Genomic DNA, 19,291 nt, shown 5'->3' on the forward strand with positions numbered 1-19,291 from the left:
CGCGGATTTCGGCGCGGCATGATGCCGATGCCAAAAAGGCGGCTCCCAGCGGGCCGCCTTTTCCATTTCCGGGCGAGGCTGACGTTACGTCTCAGCCCTTCCCTTGCGTGAAGTGAATGGTCACCCAGCCATTGCGCCAGATGGTCTTCACATGGGAGAGCCCCTCGCCGCTATAGGCCGCGATCACCTTCCAGCGCTGCTCGGCCAGGATCCCTGACAGAACGACCGATCCATGGGGTGCGAGATGCGTGACCAGTTGCGGCGCCATCTTGATCAGCGGCCGCGCCAGGATATTGGCGATGATCAGGTCGAACGGACCATGCTCGCGGAAGGCTGTGGAGTGGAAGCCGGGCGCCGTGCGGAAGTCGATGCCGTCGACCACCTGGTTGCGCCGCGCATTCTCCTTGGCAACCCGAACCGCGATCGGATCGATATCGGTCGCAAGCACCGGCACCGGAAGCAGCTTGCGCACGGCAATCGCCAGCACGCCGCTGCCGGTCCCGAGATCGAGCGCGTTGCGCACCTTGCGGGACCGAACAACCTTTTCGATGACTTCGAGGCAGCCTGCCGTGGTCCCGTGATGCCCCGTGCCGAAGGCCTGGCCTGCGTCGATCTCGATTGCAACATCATGGCTCTGAACCTTGTCGCGGTCATGCGAGCCATGCACCAGGAAGCGCCCTGCCCGGACCGGCTTCAAGCCTTCGAGTGACTTCGCGATCCAGTCGATGTCCGGGATCACTTCCCGCTCGATCTTGGCGTCGGGATATTCGTCCGCCAGCAAAGCCTCCACCCGGGGCGCGACCTCCTCTTCCTGGTCGCCCATCAGATAGATCGAGGCTTCCCAGATGTCGGCTTTTTCATCCACCTCAGTGGTGGCGATCGCATAATCCTCTTCGCCGAAGGCAAAGCTCATCAGATCGAGGATCCGGTTGGCGTCCTTTTCGGTGCAGGTCACATAGAGGCGGATTTCAGCCACGATCGATTATCCTTGATGGTCAGGTGCGCAAGCGGTTGCGGTACAACGCAATCGCCCCCAAGGCAACCTTCATGGGCTTGAGGCCGCTCAGCCCTTCATCAGGTTTTCGAGCTTCTTGATCGCCGTGTCGGGATTCTCACCATAAGCGATCGTGCCCTTGAAGCGTCCCTCAGCGTCCAGCAAGAAGACCGAGGCCGTATGGTCCATGGTGTAGTCGCCGTCGGGCTGGCTTTCGTCGAGCGGGATCTTTTTCGCATAGACGCGGAAGCCTTTTACGACTTCGGCAATCTTCGCCGGATCGCCAGCAATGCCTGTAACCCGGTCGGTGACATTTGAGATATACCGGCCGAGGATCTCGGGCGTATCACGCTCCGGGTCTACGGTGACGAAATAGGCTTGGAGGCCGCTCGCATTGGGATCCACCTGCTTCAGCCAGCCATCGAGTTCGAACAGCGTCGTCGGGCATACTTCGGGGCAATGGGTGAAGCCGAAGAACAGCGCCGTCGGCTTTCCGCGGAAGGCCTGCTCCGTGATCGGTTGGCCATTCTGGTCGACCAGCTGGAACGGCACACCGAAGGGCGCCTCCGCAATCGTCTGGTCCGACTGCGTGACCTGATAGGTCAGCCAGCCGAGGACACCTGCCATCACGACAACTGCGGCCCACAAGACGATCCTGACTGTTTTCATGCTGGCAGTTCCTTGCATAACAATTCCTGGCCAAGGCGGATAAACCGCTCTGCATCGGGAGGCAATTCAACTCGGTGTGGAAAGAGCGACGAGCGCGGATTTGTCACGGGACTCAAGCGCATTCAGAAGCAGTAGGCGAGCCCACTCTCGATCAGCGTCAGGAAGATATCGCCGTCATAGCGCATCCAGCCCACGAAAACGGCAAGCGTGAACAGCGCCCCTGCCAGGAACAGGGCCGTCAAGGGCAACCATCGATGTGAGCGTACAGCCTCTGCCATGCAGTCATTCTAGCGCATTTCATTCAGGATGACACCGAAGAAAGTGATGCACGCAGTTGCGACTTGACGGTTATCAAGGAACAGAATCATCATTTGCTGACAGATTGTCGCAGGACCGGACGTCTTGGGAGGGACCAATGGAACAGCAGGCACTCGACCGTGGCACATTGCCGAAACTGCAGATCAACCGGCTGCGCATGGATGACGTGAAGGCGGCCTTCGCCGATGGCTGGCGCGACTTCCGCAGCTATCCCACGTTCGGGTTGTTCTTCGGCGCGATCTACGCGCTCGGCGGCCTCTTCATTGCGGTGATGCTGACCTATTATCACCTGCCCTGGATGATCATCCCCGTCGCGATCGGCTTTCCCCTGATCGGCCCTTTCGTCGCCGTCGGGCTTTACGAGATCAGTCGCCGCAATCAGAAGGGCGAGGCGATCAGCTGGAAAGCGGTTCTCGCCGAAGTCTTCCGCCAGCGGGAACGGCAGCTTTCCTGGATGGCCTTTGTCGTCCTCTTCATCTTCTGGATCTGGATCTATCAGGTTCGGCTGCTGATGGCTCTCTTTCTCGGCTTCCGCATTCCGGCAACGCTGGATGCTTTCGTCGACGTCGTGCTGACCACGCCGCCGGGGCTGCTGTTCCTGACCGTCGGAACGGTCGTCGGGGCCGTTCTGGCGACGATCCTCTTCACCGCCACGGTGATCTCCATGCCGCTGCTTCTGGATCACGACGTCGATTTCGTCACTGCCATGCTGACGAGCATGCGCACCGTAATCGACAATCCGGCGCCGATGCTCGCCTTCGGCGTCATCGTCGCGGCACTGTCTATCCTTTCGCTGATTCCCCTGTTTCTCGGGCTTTTGGTGGTCCTGCCGGTCGCCGGGCATGCCACATGGCATCTTTATCGCCGTGCAATCACAGCAACTTAGCCGCTCGTCGCCGTCCAGTTCTTCGGAATTTAGCGGGATTAGTTCGAGATTAACTAATATTCGGGATTCTTTGTAAGCGTTCTGGCTCACATAGCCAGGCGGACATGATTGTCCACCAGGAGACGGCTCCCCGGTCTGCGCATGTAACGTCACCGGTCCGCAAGGGCGGCCGGATCGGAGCTGGGGAGCACAATGTTCAATTTCATCTTGGGTAGAGACCTGACCGTCAGGCAGCGCCTGATGACACTCGGCGCTGCCGGAGTGATCGGCATCGGCTCGATGCTGGCGGTCGGCTGGTACCAGAATGCGCGGATCTCCACCGCCATCCACGATTCGATCGAGATCAAGAACGAGGTCGAGACGATCAACGAGATGCGTCTGGCCAATGCCAACATGGTTCTGGCGGCCATGGACACCATCATCGACCGGGGCGAAGGGGCCATCCAGCCGGAACGCGTCGACATCATCAACGCCGCTGTGGCACTTTTGACAGACGGCATTCCGGTTCTTACCACCGTGGCGACAGAGGCCGGCGTTCCCGGCGAAGTCGGCACCTATGCCGACGACCTGAAAACCGTGACCCAGGCCATTCAGGTCGATCTGAAGCGCATGGTCGAGACCGGCGCGCCGGAAGAAGACTATGCCGCGATCGACGACGCCATTGATGGTGCGGGGGAGCGCCTGGGCAGCGTGCTCAACAATCTCTCCGCCCTCGGCGGCAACCTCGTCGAGGAATACGCAAAGGAAGCGACCAGCCGCAGCGACCAGGCCCTGACGTTCCAGCTCGGGCTCGGGAGCCTCGCCTTCTTTACCGTCATCGCGCTGCAGTTCATTCACGGCAACTCGATTGCCAACGGCATCCGCTTGGTTCGCAACAGCATGCAGCGCATCACAGACGGCGATTACGATGCCCATGTCGACGGCACCGAGCGGCACGACGAGATCGGCGGCATGGCCCGGTCAGCCGACCTGTTCCGCAAGGCCGCGATCGAGAAGCGGGAGCTTGAAGAAACGAGCCGAGCCCAGCGTCAGCAGAACGAGGCCGAGCGCGAAAGCCGCACGGCCGCCATGGAAGCCGACACGCGGGCTCTGAAGCTTGCAGTCGATGCGCTTGGCGAAGGTCTGATGCGCCTCTCGAACGGCGACCTCTGCACGACGATCACAGGCCCCTTCCCGGCCGATCTCGAGCGCCTCCGCACGGACTTCAATGAGGTATCGACTAACCTGAAACGGGTCATGACCGAGATCTCGACGAACAGCAGTTCGATCTACGCCAACAGCCAGCAGATGCGCAGCGCAGCGGACGACCTCGCGCGCCGCACCGAGCAACAGGCGGCGTCGCTCGAGGAAACCTCGGCGGCCCTCTCGGAGATCACCGAAACCGTGAAGACCGCCTTCGACCGCGCCGAAGAAGCCAGCCACATGGTCGACAACGCCAAAGACTATGCAGAAAAGTCGGGCGAAGTCGTCAACGACGCCATGGCCGCCATGGAACGAATCGAAGGAGCGACCGACGAGATCGGCAAGATCATCAACGTCATCGACGAAATCGCCTTCCAGACCAACCTTCTCGCACTCAACGCAGGTGTCGAGGCGGCACGCGCCGGCGACGCCGGCAAGGGCTTTGCAGTTGTTGCCCAGGAAGTCCGCGCGCTCGCCGGAAGAGCTGCAGAAGCCGCCCACGACATCAAGACCCTCGTTGGCCGATCGAGCGACGAAGTGCGCTCCGGCGTCGAATTGGTGACAGCAACCGGCGAGGCCCTGCACCGCATTGGCGAAGATGTTTTACGAATTAACGAGCACGTTAAGGCAATCGTTACCAGCGCGAGAGAACAATCTGTTGGACTGAGCGAGATCAATTCAGCCGTCGGACAGATGGACCAGGTCACGCAACAGAATGCCGCGATGGTGGAGCAGACCAATGCGGCGAGCCATACGCTGGCGAGTGATGCGGAAAACCTTTCGCGCCTCGTCGGCCAGTTCAAGGTGAACTTGGACGGACCTGCTCATGGCCAACAGCAGGAGGCAGCGCGCACCGCCTCCCCTCAGAGACCGTCTCCCGCACGGGCCCTGATGAACAAGGTTGCGGGATCATTCAACCGGACCGCTTCGGCAACAACACCTGCTGCCGCAGCACAAGAACACTGGGAAGAGTTCTGAACATGAGCAATGCCATCAAACAGTCGGGCGCCTATCTGGAAATCGTATCCTTCCATCTCGGCGACCAGGAATTCTGCATCGACATCATGGCCATCCGCGAAATCCGTGGCTGGGCGCCGGTGACCCCGATGCCGCACACGCCGCCCTACGTTCTCGGCCTGATCAACCTGCGCGGCGCCGTGATCCCGGTTATCGACATGGCATGCCGCCTCGGCATGAAGATGACGGAACCGTCCGAACGTGCAGCGATCATCGTGACCGACATTGCCGGCAAGCTGGTGGGCCTTCTGGTCGAACAGGTTTCCGACATGATGACGATCAAGAGCGAAGATCTGCAGCCGGCACCGGAAATCATTCCGGAAGCCCAGCGCGCCTTCTGCCGCGGCATCGTCGCTCTTGAGAAGTCGATGGTCTGCTTCCTCAACCTCGACACCGTCATCGCCGACGAACTCGCTCAGGCTGCCTGAGCGTACCCACTCTTCCCCGGAAGGAGCCTCGACCGTGTCGGGGCTCGTTCCCGTTTGTGCAAAAGGTCAGGCCGAAAAGTTCCAAATTTTCCGGCGACAGATAAACACGTTTTAGTCAATAGTTATTTTAAAGCATACGGAACTCTGTCCGGCTCCGGACGTTTCTCCAGTGCTTCCGACGACGCGGAAGTTTCTGAAAGGAAACCAAGGAGAAATATCATGAATTCTGCCGTTAAACTCGCGCTCGCCGGTGCAATGTCTATCGCGTCCTTCTCGGGCGTGGCACTGGCCCAGACCGCTGATCCGATGGTTGACACCACGACCACCACGAATTCCACGACGATGACCGAAGGCGTGAACATCGTCTATCTCGACAGCCTGAACAATGACCAGGACCGTCAGCAGCACACCCGCCTGGAAGCAATGGTCAACGACCAGAGCGCCATGGCTGAAGCCCAGGCAGAGGCAAGCGCTGACCCGGCCATCATGGCAGCTCTGCAGGAAAAGAGCATCGAGACCATGAACGTCATCGACGTTGAAACTGCAGCCAACGGCGGTAAGGTCGTATACGTCAAGTAAGTCGCACTAGCGACTTCCAATAACGCCCTGGATCCGTAAGGCTCCAGGGCGTCTTTGCGTGGAGAGGCGAACAGGTTACCGCTCCGACCGGCTGCGAAATTGGGGGTAACGCGGTGCCGGTCGCGCATGAATGAAGAAGGGCTGGCGGACGTGAAAGTGACGCCCGTCACACAGGGCCACACTCAGTCCATTCCCCCCAAAACTGGTCTGTTACTTCGGCTTCCCGTTGGCCCAGACGACATTCTGGTTGAAGAGCGGCACCGTCGAAATGGCCATCTTTGCCGATCCTTCCACGACCTGCCGCGAATGGGCGAGATAGATCAGGGTATCGTTTTCTTTGTCGTAGATCCGGTTGACGACCAGCGACTTCCAGATGATCGAAAGCCCCTCGCGGAAAACCTCCTCGCCATCCTCCGAAAGATCGATATTGCCAATCTCGATCGGCCCCGTCTGGCGGCAGGCGATGGAGTTGTTGGAGGGATCCTCGAACCAGTTTCCCTTGGAAAGCCGATCGATGATCGACCGGTCGAAATAGGTGACATGGCAGGTGACGCCCTTCACTTCCGGGTCGGTGACCGCTTCAACAACGATATCATTGCCGACCCAGTCGACCCCGACCTTGCCGACAACTTCGGCAGCCACTGGCAGGGCAGTCGCAGCCGTTACAGCAGCGGCGGCAAGGATATGCTTCAGGGACATGTTCATCACTCCTTTGTGAACGCTGTCCCAAAGATAAGGCGCCGCATCACGCTTGCAAGGCAACAGCCCGTCTTGGCTTGCGCGCAAAGGAGCATGGCTCGTAGCCGCGGCGGTTCAACCGGCCGACATTGAGGCCGAGTTTCACCGCCAGATCGAAGATATCGGCGAGTTCCGCCTCCGCCGCCATTGCAAGGCAAGCCTCCGCGCAGATCCGAGCATCCTCTGCGGCATTGTGGTGCGCGAAGGTCAGGCCTAGGTGAGCAGCGAGAATATTCAGCCGATGCGAACCGAGATCCGGCCAGTGACGCTGGGCAAGCTTGACGCTGCACAGATAGGACAGCTCCGGATATTCGAGGCCACAGAGATCGAGGCAGGCTCTCAAAACCGAGAAATCGAAGGACGCGTTATGCGCGATCATCCGCGCGCCCTCGAAATCTCCCGCGAATTCAGCCATCACATCGGCAAAATCAGGGGCGTGAGCGGTATGCTCAGGACGGATTCCATGGATCGCGATGTTGAACGGCGAGTAGCGATTGCCGGGCGGCCGGATCAGCCGTTCCTCGACACGCACCACCCGACCATTCTCGATGAAGGCGAGCCCCACCGAACAGGCGCTCGCCCGGGCCTCGGTCGCAGTCTCGAAGTCGATCGCAATGGTTTTGCCGGGATAAGGAGAAATCTGCATCCACGATGCTTTAAATCCTCCGGCGGATTCGAACAAGGCACGCGCCGATCGCCTTGACCTTATGCCAGCACTTGGGCATCGTCCTGTCATGTCCATTCATTCGACCACCGTGATGACCTACCTCGTGCTCACCTCCCTTGAGGGTGTGCGGGTCAGGTTGCGTCGATAGAAGGCACCGACCCGGACGCCCTGCGGCAGAGCAGGCGTCTGGATCTCGCTCTCCCGCCATTCCTGAAGGAGAGAGAGATGTCGAAGCAGAAGCCCATCACACGACAGAATGAAGAGCCATGGCCGGAAGGCCTGACAATCAGGGCGCGGTCGGTTGCAGACGCGTCGGCCGTGGCTGAACTGCATAATCTTCAGGGCTATCGTTGGGGCACCATGCGGCTTCCCTTCGAGAGCGTCGAGGAGATCAGGCGCGGCATCGAACAACAAGCAAGCGGCGTCACAAGCCTCGTGGCTCTGCTCGATGGCGTCTTAGTTGGCGACATCGCCTGGTTGCCAGGCAAAGGTCGACGCGCGCATGCAGCCACGATCGGCATGGGCGTCCACGATGACTATCGCCGTCGCGGCATCGGCCGCGCCCTGCTTGGCGAAGCGGTTGCAATGGCAGACGACTGGCTGAACCTGCGGCGTCTCGAACTGACCGTCTATGCCGACAACGCGGCGGCGATCGCGCTTTACGAGCGCTTCGGTTTTGCGGTCGAGGGCAAGATGAAGGACTACGGCTTCCGCGCCGGCGAGTATGTCGATGCGCTCGCGATGGCACGCCTGCGCACGTGAGGCCTAGAGGCGAGCGCACTGGGTCATCCTCGCCTTCACCATATCGCGCCTTTTGCTCGCCTCCCCCTCGACTTTCGGGGTGGAGGCGAGTAGGAACAGCGCCAACATACCCGCAACCGGCGGGCGCGGCGCTTTGGCCCGCATCATCCATCACATTCGAAAGACCACTCCATGACTGATTTCGACGCCATCGTCCCGGCGATCGCCGAGGCCTTGCGCAAGCGCGGCTACGAGACCCTGACCCCCGTGCAGCAGGCCATGATCGACCCCGACCTCGAAGGTCGCGATGCGCTCGTTTCTGCCCAGACCGGCTCCGGCAAGACCGTGGCATTCGGGCTCGCAATGGCCCCGACCATCATTCCAGACAGCGGCCGCTTTGACCGCGCTGGCACCCCGCTTGCGCTCGCGATTGCGCCGACGCGCGAACTCGCGATGCAGGTCAAGCGCGAACTGGAATGGCTTTATGCCGAAACCGGTGCAATCATTGGCTCCTGCGTCGGCGGCATGGATATCCGCAATGAGCGGCGCGCGTTGGAGCGCGGTGCCCATATCGTCGTTGGCACGCCGGGCCGCCTGCGCGACCACATCACTCGTGGCGCCCTCGATCTGTCGCAGATGCGCGTCGTCGTGCTCGACGAGGCCGACGAGATGCTCGACCTCGGTTTCCGCGAAGACCTTGAATTCATCCTCGAGGAATCGCCGGATGACCGCCGCACCCTGATGTTCTCGGCAACGGTCCCGCGCTCGATCGCCGATCTTGCCAAGAGCTACCAGCGTGACGCCCGCCGTATCGAGACGGTTTCGGAAAAGAAGCAGCACGTCGACATCGAATACCGGGCCCTGCCCGTCGCCAATCCCGACCGGGAGAACGCGATCATCAACGTCCTGCGCTTCTATGAGGCGCGCAATGCCATTGTCTTCTGCTCGACACGCGCAGCCGTCAACCACCTGACCGCCCGCCTGCACAATCGTGGCTTCTCCGTCGTGGCTCTGTCGGGCGAGCTCTCGCAGAACGAGCGTACCCATGCGCTTCAGGCCATGCGTGACGGCCGGGCCCGCGTCTGCATCGCGACCGATGTCGCAGCACGCGGCATCGACCTGCCCGGCCTCGAGCTCGTCATCCATGCCGATCTGCCAACCAACTCCGAAACCCTGCTGCACCGTTCGGGCCGCACCGGGCGTGCCGGCAACAAGGGTGTCTCCGCCCTCATCGTGCCGAACAGCGCGCGCCGCAAGGCGGAGCGCCTGCTCGCTGGCGCCAATGTCCGCCCAACTTGGGCACTGCCGCCGTCGGCTGACGAAGTCCAGGCCCGCGACGACGAGCGCCTGATGGCCGATCCCTCGCTGACCGAAGCGATTTCCGAGGACGAGGCCCAGATGGTCGAGGCGCTGATCGCGACCCATGGCGCCGAACAGGTGGCAGCCGCCTTCCTGCGCCTGCAGCGTGGCAATCGCTCGGCACCGGAAGACCTGATCCCCGTCAGCCTGGACGCCGGCAAGGCTCGCAAGGAGCCTGACTACGCCAACCCGTCGAATGCCGCCACCAAGCCGCGCGGCGACTTCGGTCCCAGCGTCTGGTTCTCGGTTTCCGTCGGCCGTCGCCAGAATGCCGAGCCGCGCTGGCTGATCCCGATGCTCTGCCGCAATGGCAACATCACCAAGAACGAGATCGGCGCGATCAAGATGCAGCCGGAGGAGACCTTCGTCGAAATCGCCGAAAGCGCGCTCGACACCTTCCTCGGCGCACTCGGCCCCAACAAGGCGCTGGAGCGCGGCATCACGCTCGCGCAGCTTCCGGGCATGCCCGATTTCAGCGCGCCGCCGAAGGAGCGCGCTCCCCGCCCGCCGCGCGACAATGGCGATCGCAAGCCTTACGGTGAAAAGAAGGCTTACGGCGACAAGAAGCCCTTCGGCGAGAAGAAGCAGTTCGGCGACAAGAAACCCTACGCCCGCAAGGACGATGGCCCTGCCCGCCCGCGCGACGCCATGGCCGTAACCGATGCCGACGTCTGGGGCGATGCGCCGAAGCCCAAGCGGTCCGATTGGAGCGACGACAAGCCCTCCTTCAAGAAGAAACCGAAAGGCGCCTCCAACGCCTGGGACAAGCCAGCCAAGCCCGAATGGACCGGAAAGCCGAAAGGTGACAAGCCGGCATTCGGCGGCAAGCCCAAGGGCAAGTTCGACGATCGCGGCGGCAGCGGCGGCCTCAAGAAGAAGAGCTTCAAGCCGAAAGGCTGACGGCGGAAGCCAGCGCGAGCACTGCGCAGCCCTCAAGCGATAAGCGCGGTCGCCCTTCATGAGCGACCGCGAAATGGAACAAGCATCGTCCCTCGCGCATTCCCCGCGCGGCAAGGGACGGTGCGATTATGACAGCAATCGATGACGAAAACGACGATGCGAAGCGGCTCAATCGCTTCCTGGTCGGACTGGCGCGCGGCATCGCCGGCGCCCTGCTCTTCTCGCTTCCGATGCTGATGACGATGGAGATGTGGTTCCTCGGCTTCTACATGGAGCGGGAACGGCTGCTTCTCCTGCTCCTCCTGAACATCCCTCTGCTCGTCGGCCTGTCCCACCGCATCGGCTTCGAGCGCACGGCGACCTGGCGCGAATCCGCGCGCGATGCGGTCGTGGCCTACGGGATGGGAATTGCAGCGAGCGCCCTGATCCTAGCACTGCTCGGTGTCATCAAGCCGGATATGTCACCGCATCAGTGGATCGGCATGATCGCCCTGCAGTCGGTACCCGCAAGCATCGGTGCCTTGCTCGGTCGAAGCCAGTTGAGCATGAGTGACGACGATGACGATGAGGACGACGATCCCGCCGACACGCCCGAGACCAGTTACATCACCGAACTCTTCATGATGGCGGTCGGTGCGCTTTACCTCTCCCTGAACCTTGCCCCGACGGAAGAGATGATCCTGCTTGCCTACAAGATGACGGTGTGGCACGCGCTCGTCTTGCTCGCTCTGTCGCTCATGCTGATGCACGGCTTCGTCTACGCACTCGCCTTCAAGGGAAGCCACAGTCTGGATGAGGGAACACCCGCCTGGCACGCCTTCTTTCGCTTCACCGTGCCGGGTTATCTCGTTGCCCTCGCGGTCAGCCTCTACACCCTGTGGACCTTCGGCCGGCTGGACGACCTTGGCGCGACCGAAGCCCTTCTGACGATCATCGTCCTCGGCTTCCCGGCTGCCATCGGCGCGGCCGCAGCCCGCCTGGTGTTGTGAGGGATCCGACATGACAAGCAGCAAAAAGAACATGGAACAGGTCAGGTCGCATTGGATTGAGTGGGCAACCGGCCTGATCGCCACAGTGATGATCCTCGCCATGATCGGCTGGCTCCTCTTTGAAGCGGCAACGACGCGGGACCGTCCGCCTGAGCTCTCGGCCAAGGTCCTTGACGTCGCGCCCTTGTCCTCCGGCTGGCGCGTCATGATCGAAGTGAGCAATGACGGCGATCAGGCGGCAGCCGCCGTGGACGTCAAAGCGACGCTCACAGAGGGAGACGCCATGGTGGAGGAAGCGCAGACGACCTTCGACTATGTGGCGGCCGGTTCAACCTCGCGTGGCGGCCTGATCTTCAAGCAGGACCCGACGTCTTTTGGACTGGAAGTTGTACCGACCGGGTTCACAGAACCGTGACTGTGCCGTTTCGACACGGATGAAGATGCAATCCTGAGTTACAGATTCATCCAACCTTAATTTTTAAGGGATTAAGACTAGTAGAAATGCAGATGAAGACTTTACTCCTCAGGTTGCATTCGTCACCTTGACATCATGCGGCCGCGGGGCACGGGGCCACACAGATTTTATGATGGAAGACGGCGCTGACAGTAGTTCGCGTCGCGAAAGAATTTAACCTCAAGTCTTATTGTGTGGTCGCACCGATGTTGAAGAAGCAGATCGAAGCTTGGGTCATCCAGGACATTGGACTGACGGAGTTCGACAACTGGAACGCCGTCATCCGTTTCGCCAATCGACTGTCCATCCGCAACTCCATCATTGCCTGCTTCATGGTGGCGGGCATGCTGGCTGTCATGCATGCCTTCGACCTGCTGCTCAATCCCCTGTGGCGCGACATGGCCATCGGCTGCAGCATCGCTATCGTCGTTGCCTTCGTGCTGACGATGCTGTGCAGCCTCTACATGGGCTACGCCGTCATCCACCTCGCCCGCACCCGGCGCGAATTTCGCCAGTTGAGCCGGACGGACATGCTGTCTGGCCTGCTCAACCGCCGGGCCTTTATCGATGATCTCTCGCAGGTCGAGCGCGGCCATCTTCTGATCCTCGACATCGACCGCTTCAAACAGATCAACGACCGCTACGGTCATATGGCGGGTGACGATGTCATCATTTCCGTGGCAGCCACGCTGACCGAGATCGTCGGACCAAGCCACCTGGTCGCGCGCATCGGCGGTGAGGAATTCGCCATTCTCTTCCAGGACTGCGAATTTGCCGAAGTCGTCTCGACGGCGGAACGCATCAGGCGCTCGATCGCGAACCGCCTGATCGAAGCTTTCCACCAGTCGATCGCGGTCACCGTTTCCGGCGGCCTTGCCGACATCACGCCGATGCGGGATTTTTCGGCAGTCTACGCGGCCGCAGACCGTGCGCTCTACGCCGCCAAGTCATCCGGCCGCAATCGCATCGTGCTGGAGCGGGAGCTTCCCCGCGGCGCCCCGGTGGAACCGACGAGCCTCGACCTCACAACCGCTGCCATGAGCCTTGCCTGATCACCCACCGATCAGAGCGAGCCACTCGTCCTCGCTCATGACTTCGACGCCGAGTTCACGGGCCTTGTCGAGCTTGGAGCCAGCACCGGGCCCGGCAACGACATAATCCGTCTTCTTCGACACCGAGCCTGCCACCTTCGCCCCGAGCCCCTCGGCACGCGCCTTGGCCTCGTCACGCGTGAAGCGCTCGAGCGAGCCCGTAAAGACAACAGTCTTGCCGGCAACCGGACTGTCGCTGACGACGGCTGCCTCGGCATCCAGCGGCGTCACTTCGCTCAGAAGCCTCTCGACGACCTCAAGATTGCGCGGCTCCTTGAAGAACTCGACAATCGAGGCTGCCACCACTTCGCCGATGCCGTCGATGCTGTTCAGATCGTTCCAGGCATCACCGAACTTCGAGCCAGCCGCCTGCATCGCCTCTGCGAAGGCAGCATAGCTGCCATAGGAGCGAGCCAGGAGCTTTGCCGTCGTCTCGCCCACATGGCGGATGCCGAGCGCGAAGATGAAGCGGTTGAGGGCGATCTCGCGCCGGGCATCGATCGCCTCGAAAAGCTTGCGCACACTGACCCGGCCGAAACCTTCGATGTTTTCAAGCTTGGTGAGCGAGCGCTCCTGCCGCGCCTTGAGGGTGAAAATATCGGGCGCCGTCCGGATCATCAGCGCGGGATCGTCGCTTTCGAAGAAGAAATCGACTTGCTTGGTGCCAAGCCCCTCGATGTCGAAGGCGTTGCGAGAGACGAAATGCTTGATGTGCTCGACGGCCTGAGCCCGGCAAACGAAGCCACCGGTGCAGCGCGTTACGGAATCGAGCTTGCCGGTCTTTTCATTCTTCTCCCGCACGGCGTGACTGCCGCAGACGGGGCACGTCTTCGGGAAGACATAGCGGCTCGCCTCCGCGGGGCGCTTCTCCAGGACCACATCCAACACCTGCGGAATGACATCCCCCGCCCGCTGCACGATGACGGTATCGCCGATGCGGATGTCATGCTCTTCGGGGCGGATCCGCTGACCGGAATTGCCGATGCCTTCGATATAATCGGCGTTGTGGAGCGTGGCATTCGTCACCACGACACCACCGACCGTAATCGGCGTCAGGCGCGCCACGGGCGTCAGCGCTCCGGTGCGGCCGACCTGGATGTCGATGGCCTCGACCGTGGTGAAGGCCTGTTCGGCGGGAAACTTGTGAGCAGTGGCCCAGCGCGGCGACCGCGAACGGAAGCCGAGACGCGCCTGCAGATCGAGCCGGTCGACCTTATAGACGACACCGTCGATGTCGTAATCCAGATCCGGTCGCTGCAAACCGATTTCGCGGTAGTGGTCCAGGATCGCCTGAACCGACGAGAGCCGCTCGGTCAGCGGATTGATCGGGAACCCCCAGCGACCGAAGACATGTACCATCTCCCACTGCGTCTCGGCCGGCATCTGGCTCATTTCGCCCCAGGCATAGGCGAAGAACCGCAGCTTGCGGCTTGCCGTCACCTTCGGATCGAGCTGACGCAGCGATCCGGAGGCCGTGTTGCGCGGGTTCACGTAGGTCTGCTTGCCCTCGGCCTCCATCTGCGCGTTGAGCGCCATGAAGTCGGATTTCGCCATATAGACTTCACCACGCACCTCGACGATATCGGGGGCATCGGCAGGCAGCTCGTTCGGGATCTCGCGGATCGTGCGGATGTTCGCCGTAACGTTCTCGCCGGTCGTCCCGTCGCCGCGGGTCGCCGCTGTCACCAGCTTGCGGTTCTCGTAGCGCAGCGACATCGACAGGCCGTCGATCTTCGGCTCGGCGGTAAAGGCAATCGAGTTGTCGGGCATCTGCCCGAGGAAACGGTAGACGGAAGAGACGAAATCCTGCACGTCTTCGTCGGAAAAGGTGTTGTCGAGCGACAGCATCGGCCGCGCATGCGTCACCTGGGCAAAGATGCCGGCGGGCGCTGCACCCACCCGCTGTGACGGGCTGTCGGTGCGAACGAGCCCCGGAAACTGCGCCTCGATCGCATCATTGCGCCGCTTCAGCGCGTCGTAATCCGCATCCGAGATCTCGGGCTTGTCCTTGCCATGATAGAGCGCATCGTGATGCGCGATCTCTGCCGCCAGCCGCTGCAGCTCGGCCTTCGCCTGCTCCTCGCTCAGGGTTTCGACGGGAATGGTGTCAACGGCCATGGCAACCTCCGGAATCTCCTGTCGGGTTTAGCGGAAATTCGGCGAATGAAAAGAGCGTGCGATCAGTCCTCGACCTTGCTCAACGAGACCTTGCTGAGATCGATCCGAGCTGTCAGCGGCAGGTGGTCGGAAGCAAGCCTCGCCAGCGGCGTATCATGTACGCTGAGATCGGCGATCAGTCCGACCCTGTTCGCCATGATCCGATCGAGAGAGAGAACCGGCAGCCGCGCCGGAAAGCTCGGAAGCGGCGGCGGAAGCGGCCCGAAGACCGGCTCCAGGCGGGTCAGCGCCGAGCCCGGCCCCAGCCGCCACTCGTTGAAGTCCCCCATCAAAAGTGTCGGTCGCTCTGCGCGCCGCTGCAAGAGTTCGAGGATCACGTCGGCCTGCTGGCGCCGCGCCCAGCGCAGAAGCCCGAGATGCGCCGCGATGACGCGCAGCCCTGCCCTGCCCTCGAGATCGATCTCCGCCACCAGCGCGCCCCGCGGCTCGAGTCCCGGCAGCGCCACCTGATGCACGTCCCGGACAATCCCTTCTCGAAACAGCAGCACATTGCCACGCCAGCCATGCGATTTTGGCCCCGCGACCACGGGCACCGGCAGGAGCCCGGTTTCGAGCCGCAGCCGGTTGAGATCGAGCAGTCCGGATCGCTCGCCGAACCGCTGGTCGGCTTCCTGCAAGGCAATCACATCGGGACGGATTTCCTGGATCACGTCGATGATCCGCTCCGGATCGAAGCGCCCATCGACGCCGACGCATTTATGGACATTGTAGGAGGCAACCGTCATCACGCCATCGGCGGTTTCAGACGTGATGCGCTCGTCCGGACGCCCTTTGCGGTTGCGTATCGAGGTCAACATCGTCCGGGCGAGGCTGGGTTTTGTCTTCTTCATCAAACCAGTTGCATCCGTCGTCATGGGGCCTGAGGCCGATCGTGGCGAAGGCAACCGATGGCCGGCCGCCTATATTCAAAGATAGGGCGATCCGAGCCAGAACAAGCGGTCGATCAGCCGGTTGAGCAAAGAACGCGACTTCAAATCCTGCAAGGTCAGCTCTTCGGCATTCGCCAGGCTCTGGTCAATGCGACGCTCTATCTGTTCGGCCAGCACCCGATCGTAAACTTCCAAGTCTATCTCGAAGTTCAATCGCAGCGAACGCGAATCAAGGTTCGAGGAACCGATGAAGCACCACTGGCCATCGATCACCATCAGCTTGGAGTGGTCAAACGAGCCACTCGACAGATGGACGCGACAGCCGTCCCGCAAAATCTGGTCGAACTGTCCCATCATCGCCCGCGCGACGATCGCGAGATTGTTCTGAGACGGCACGAGGACATCGACCTGAACGCCACGGCGAGCCGCGGTATTCAAGGCCGCGATGAAAGTCGTGTCCGGCAGGAAATAGGGTGAAACGATGCGGATCGATTTCTCGGCAACAGAGAAGGCGCCGAGGAGCAGCTTGTGATTGGTTTCGATATGGGAGTCTGGACCTGACACCACCGCTCGGATGGCCGTTCCCGTTCCGGGCACGACGCCGTCGAGTTGGACATGCCAGACAGGCCCCAGCAACACCTCGCCCGTCTCGAAATGCCAGTCTTCCGCTGCAACGGCGAGGATATCCGCAACGACGGGACCGCTTACCTTGAAGTGGGTGTCACGCGCACCATCAGGACCGGTAAAGGCCGCACGGATATTCATCCCACCGATGAAGCCAACCGTGCCATCCACCACGAGGATCTTCCGGTGGGTGCGCAGATTGGCATAAGGCAGCCGGAGACCGATGATGACCTGCCCGTTGAAGGTGGCGACGGGCACGCCGCCCTCCTCCAGATAGCCGATGATGCTGGGCACGCTGTAGCGGGCTCCGACGGCGTCGACGATGACGCGCACCTCGACGCCACGCTGATGCGCGGCGATCAGGCAATCCGCGATCCGGCGCCCAACGGCATCCCGATCGAAGATATAGGTTTCGAGAATGATGCTCCGCTCGGCACCCTCGATCGCTTCGCACATAGCATCGAAGGTCTCGTCGCCGGTGGACAACATGGTGATCGTGTTGCCCGAGGAGAGCGGGTGCCGCGTGACCTTTTCGCCCAGCTGCAACATCTGCCCGAACCGGCGGCCGAACCTGTCGGCAATTTCGTCCTCGCCGATGCTGTAGCGCGAGAGGTGCCGCCAGATCTCATCCAGCTCGAGGGCGCGCCGCGAGATGAGCGTCGCCCGCCGGATGCGGTTGATCCCGGCAACCGCGTAGATCATGGCGCCGACGAGTGGGGAGAGGATGATGATGCCGACCCAGCCCAGCGCCGACCGGACCTCGCGTTTGGTCATTGCCGCATGCACTGCCGCGACCGTGCCGAACACCACGGACATGACGGCAAGGGTCTCGGCCCAGTAGATCTGGATCAATTCGAGCATGGCAAGCCAGCCAAACAGGTTTCAGCAGGAAGAGCAACCGGTAAGGGGGTGATGGGGATCACTCCCCGGCTGCCAGAAGCTTGGCGGCGGCAGCACGCGCTTCGTCGGTCACGGAGGCGCCGGCGAGCATACGGGCGATCTCTTCCTTGCGGTGCTCCGGCTCCATGATCGCAACGCGTGTCGCGATCTTGTCGCCGGCATCGCCGGTCGGGCCTTTCGAGATCAGGAAATGGGTCGAGGCGCGGGCGGCAACCTGGGGCGCATGGGTGACGGACAGCACCTGGACCTTGGCCGAGAGCCGCTTCAGCCGCTGTCCGATTGCATCGGCCACGGCGCCGCCGACGCCGGTGTCGATTTCATCGAAGACGAGCGTTGGTGCGGACCCACGATCGGCCAGCGCCACCTTGAGGGCCAGGAGGAAACGCGAGAGCTCGCCCCCGGATGCAACCTTCATGATCGGGCCTGGACGCGTGCCGGGATTGGTCTGGACGTGGAATTCGACCGTGTCGATGCCGTCAGCCGTCGCGTTGTCAGGATCGGCTGCCACTTCCACCATGAACCGCGCTCGCTCGAGTTTCAGCGCCGGCAGCTCCTGCATCACGGCATCGGCAAGCGTCTGCGCGGCGTTCTGGCGCTTGGCAGACAACTGGTGAGCCAGATGATCGTAATGCGCCTTGGTCTCGCGCACGGCCGCTTCCAGCTGGCCGAGACGCTCTTCGCCGGCATCGAGATCAGCGAGATCCGCCACCATCTTTTCTGCAAGTGCCGGCAGATCGGCGACGGCGACCGAATACTTGCGTCCGGCCGCTCTCAACGCGAACAGCCGCTCTTCGACGCGTTCCAGCTCGCGCGGATCAAACTCCGTCCGCCGCAGGGCCGATTCGACTTCCATTTGAGCCGCAGACAAGGTGTCGAGCGCCGTTCCCAGGAGTTGCACGGTCTCTTCCAGCAATCCCGGCGCTTCCTGGCTCTTGCGCTCAAGACGGCGCATCAGCGAAGCAATATGAGGGACCGGCGAGGCATTGCCGTTCAGGAACTCCGAAGCCTCGGCGATGTCGCCTGCAATGCGTTCGGACTTCTGCATGGCAGAGCGGCGCTCGGCAAGTTCATCCTCCTCGCCATCGAGCGGCGACAGACCTTCCAATTCCTCGACCGAAGCCCGCAGATAATCGGCCTCACGCGCGGCAGCCTCAACCTTGGCCTTGTGCGCCTTGAAGGATCGCTCGGCATCGCGCCAGCGACGATAGCTTTCGCCGAGATCGACGGCCTCGTCGGTCAGGCCTGCGAAGGCATCGAGCAGCATCCGGTGTGCATTGGTGTCGATCAGGGCGCGGTCGTCATGTTGGCCGTGGATCTCGACCAGCAACTGTCCGACCTGGCGCATCAATTGGACGCTGACTGGCTGGTCGTTGATGTAAGCGCGCGTGCGGCCATCAGCCGACTGGACGCGGCGGAAGATAAGATCGCCGTCGTCGTCGACGCCGTTGCCCTTGAGCAGGGTTCGCGCCGCATGGCTGTTGTCGACGTCGAAGACGGCTGTCACCTGCCCCTTGTCCTCGCCGTGGCGAACAAGCGACCCGTCACCGCGTCCCCCAAGGGCGAGCGACAGACTGTCCAGCAGGATGGATTTGCCGGCACCGGTCTCGCCGGTCAGCACGGAAAGGCCCGTTTCGAATGCAAGATCCAGCCGCTCGATCAGAACGATATCGCGGATCGACAGCTGGACCAGCATGGGCTCAGATTCTCA

General features: G+C 61.9%; 18 protein-coding genes. 9 read left to right on the forward strand and 9 right to left on the reverse strand.

The window, feature by feature from the left end; genetic code table 11:
- Positions 1-91 precede the first annotated feature (91 nt).
- From M1E12_RS09910 to M1E12_RS09920, 3 genes are all read right to left on the reverse strand, one after another.
- Positions 92-976, reverse strand: coding sequence for a 50S ribosomal protein L11 methyltransferase (locus M1E12_RS09910; protein ID WP_113460824.1), 885 nt, complete (start codon positions 974-976; stop codon positions 92-94).
- An 87-nt stretch (positions 977-1,063) separates the two neighbouring features.
- Complete coding sequence (locus tag M1E12_RS09915) at positions 1,064-1,663, reverse strand: SCO family protein (protein ID WP_479564580.1); 600 nt, start codon at positions 1,661-1,663, stop codon at positions 1,064-1,066.
- A gap of 122 nt (positions 1,664-1,785) precedes the next feature.
- Positions 1,786-1,941, reverse strand: a complete 156-nt coding sequence (locus M1E12_RS09920) for a hypothetical protein (RefSeq protein ID WP_479564581.1) — start codon at positions 1,939-1,941, stop codon at positions 1,786-1,788.
- 137 nt (positions 1,942-2,078) lie between these two features.
- Between M1E12_RS09920 and M1E12_RS09925 the strand changes: the two genes are divergently transcribed.
- The 4 genes from M1E12_RS09925 (at position 2,079) to M1E12_RS09940 (ending at position 6,073) form a co-directional block, all read left to right on the forward strand.
- Positions 2,079-2,867: a DUF2189 domain-containing protein gene (locus M1E12_RS09925; protein WP_310242337.1), complete on the forward strand. Its 789-nt coding sequence runs from the start codon at positions 2,079-2,081 to the stop codon at positions 2,865-2,867.
- 192 nt (positions 2,868-3,059) lie between these two features.
- Entirely contained in the window at positions 3,060-5,027 is a 1,968-nt protein-coding gene (locus M1E12_RS09930; RefSeq protein WP_479564582.1) for a methyl-accepting chemotaxis protein, read from the forward strand.
- A gap of 2 nt (positions 5,028-5,029) precedes the next feature.
- Positions 5,030-5,494, forward strand: a complete 465-nt coding sequence (locus M1E12_RS09935) for a chemotaxis protein CheW (protein WP_006725961.1) — start codon at positions 5,030-5,032, stop codon at positions 5,492-5,494.
- A gap of 219 nt (positions 5,495-5,713) precedes the next feature.
- Positions 5,714-6,073 carry a hypothetical protein gene (locus tag M1E12_RS09940; protein WP_113460821.1) on the forward strand — a complete coding sequence of 120 codons (360 nt, stop codon included), beginning with the start codon at positions 5,714-5,716 and terminating at the stop codon, positions 6,071-6,073.
- A gap of 210 nt (positions 6,074-6,283) precedes the next feature.
- Here the strand turns inward: M1E12_RS09940 and M1E12_RS09945 are convergent, their stop codons facing one another.
- Both M1E12_RS09945 and M1E12_RS09950 read right to left on the reverse strand, forming a co-directional pair.
- Positions 6,284-6,772: a CreA family protein gene (locus tag M1E12_RS09945; protein ID WP_113460820.1), complete on the reverse strand. Its 489-nt coding sequence runs from the start codon at positions 6,770-6,772 to the stop codon at positions 6,284-6,286.
- A 46-nt stretch (positions 6,773-6,818) separates the two neighbouring features.
- On the reverse strand, positions 6,819-7,457 hold the full coding sequence (locus M1E12_RS09950) for a 3'-5' exonuclease (protein WP_136543026.1): 639 nt from the start codon (positions 7,455-7,457) through the stop codon (positions 6,819-6,821).
- Between the two features lie 246 nt (positions 7,458-7,703).
- On the opposite strand from M1E12_RS09950, the gene M1E12_RS09955 reads away from it, so the two are divergent.
- From M1E12_RS09955 to M1E12_RS09975, 5 genes are all read left to right on the forward strand, one after another.
- The gene (locus tag M1E12_RS09955; RefSeq protein ID WP_479564583.1) at positions 7,704-8,240 is read left to right on the forward strand and encodes a GNAT family N-acetyltransferase; all 537 of its coding nucleotides are present in this window, start codon (positions 7,704-7,706) and stop codon (positions 8,238-8,240) included.
- Positions 8,241-8,411: 171 nt separating this feature from the next.
- Positions 8,412-10,478 (forward strand): DEAD/DEAH box helicase, encoded by a 2,067-nt coding sequence (locus tag M1E12_RS09960; protein WP_479564584.1) that lies wholly within the window; start codon positions 8,412-8,414, stop codon positions 10,476-10,478.
- Between the two features lie 128 nt (positions 10,479-10,606).
- Complete coding sequence (locus tag M1E12_RS09965; RefSeq protein ID WP_310242326.1) at positions 10,607-11,467, forward strand: TIGR02587 family membrane protein; 861 nt, start codon at positions 10,607-10,609, stop codon at positions 11,465-11,467.
- A gap of 10 nt (positions 11,468-11,477) precedes the next feature.
- Positions 11,478-11,882 carry a TIGR02588 family protein gene (locus tag M1E12_RS09970; RefSeq protein ID WP_479564585.1) on the forward strand — a complete coding sequence of 135 codons (405 nt, stop codon included), beginning with the start codon at positions 11,478-11,480 and terminating at the stop codon, positions 11,880-11,882.
- Between the two features lie 245 nt (positions 11,883-12,127).
- Positions 12,128-12,973 carry a GGDEF domain-containing protein gene (locus tag M1E12_RS09975; RefSeq protein ID WP_479564586.1) on the forward strand — a complete coding sequence of 282 codons (846 nt, stop codon included), beginning with the start codon at positions 12,128-12,130 and terminating at the stop codon, positions 12,971-12,973.
- Here the strand turns inward: M1E12_RS09975 and ligA are convergent, their stop codons facing one another.
- The 4 genes from ligA to recN form a co-directional block, all read right to left on the reverse strand.
- Positions 12,974-15,130: an NAD-dependent DNA ligase LigA gene (gene ligA, locus M1E12_RS09980; protein WP_479564587.1), complete on the reverse strand. Its 2,157-nt coding sequence runs from the start codon at positions 15,128-15,130 to the stop codon at positions 12,974-12,976.
- 62 nt (positions 15,131-15,192) lie between these two features.
- Positions 15,193-16,020, reverse strand: a complete 828-nt coding sequence (locus tag M1E12_RS09985; protein ID WP_136543019.1) for an endonuclease/exonuclease/phosphatase family protein — start codon at positions 16,018-16,020, stop codon at positions 15,193-15,195.
- Between the two features lie 75 nt (positions 16,021-16,095).
- Positions 16,096-17,544: a cardiolipin synthase gene (gene cls, locus M1E12_RS09990; protein ID WP_479564588.1), complete on the reverse strand. Its 1,449-nt coding sequence runs from the start codon at positions 17,542-17,544 to the stop codon at positions 16,096-16,098.
- 58 nt (positions 17,545-17,602) lie between these two features.
- Positions 17,603-19,276, reverse strand: a complete 1,674-nt coding sequence (recN, locus tag M1E12_RS09995) for a DNA repair protein RecN (protein WP_479564589.1) — start codon at positions 19,274-19,276, stop codon at positions 17,603-17,605.
- Positions 19,277-19,291 lie beyond the last annotated feature (15 nt).

This window comes from Rhizobium sp. K33 (genome assembly GCF_056501445.1).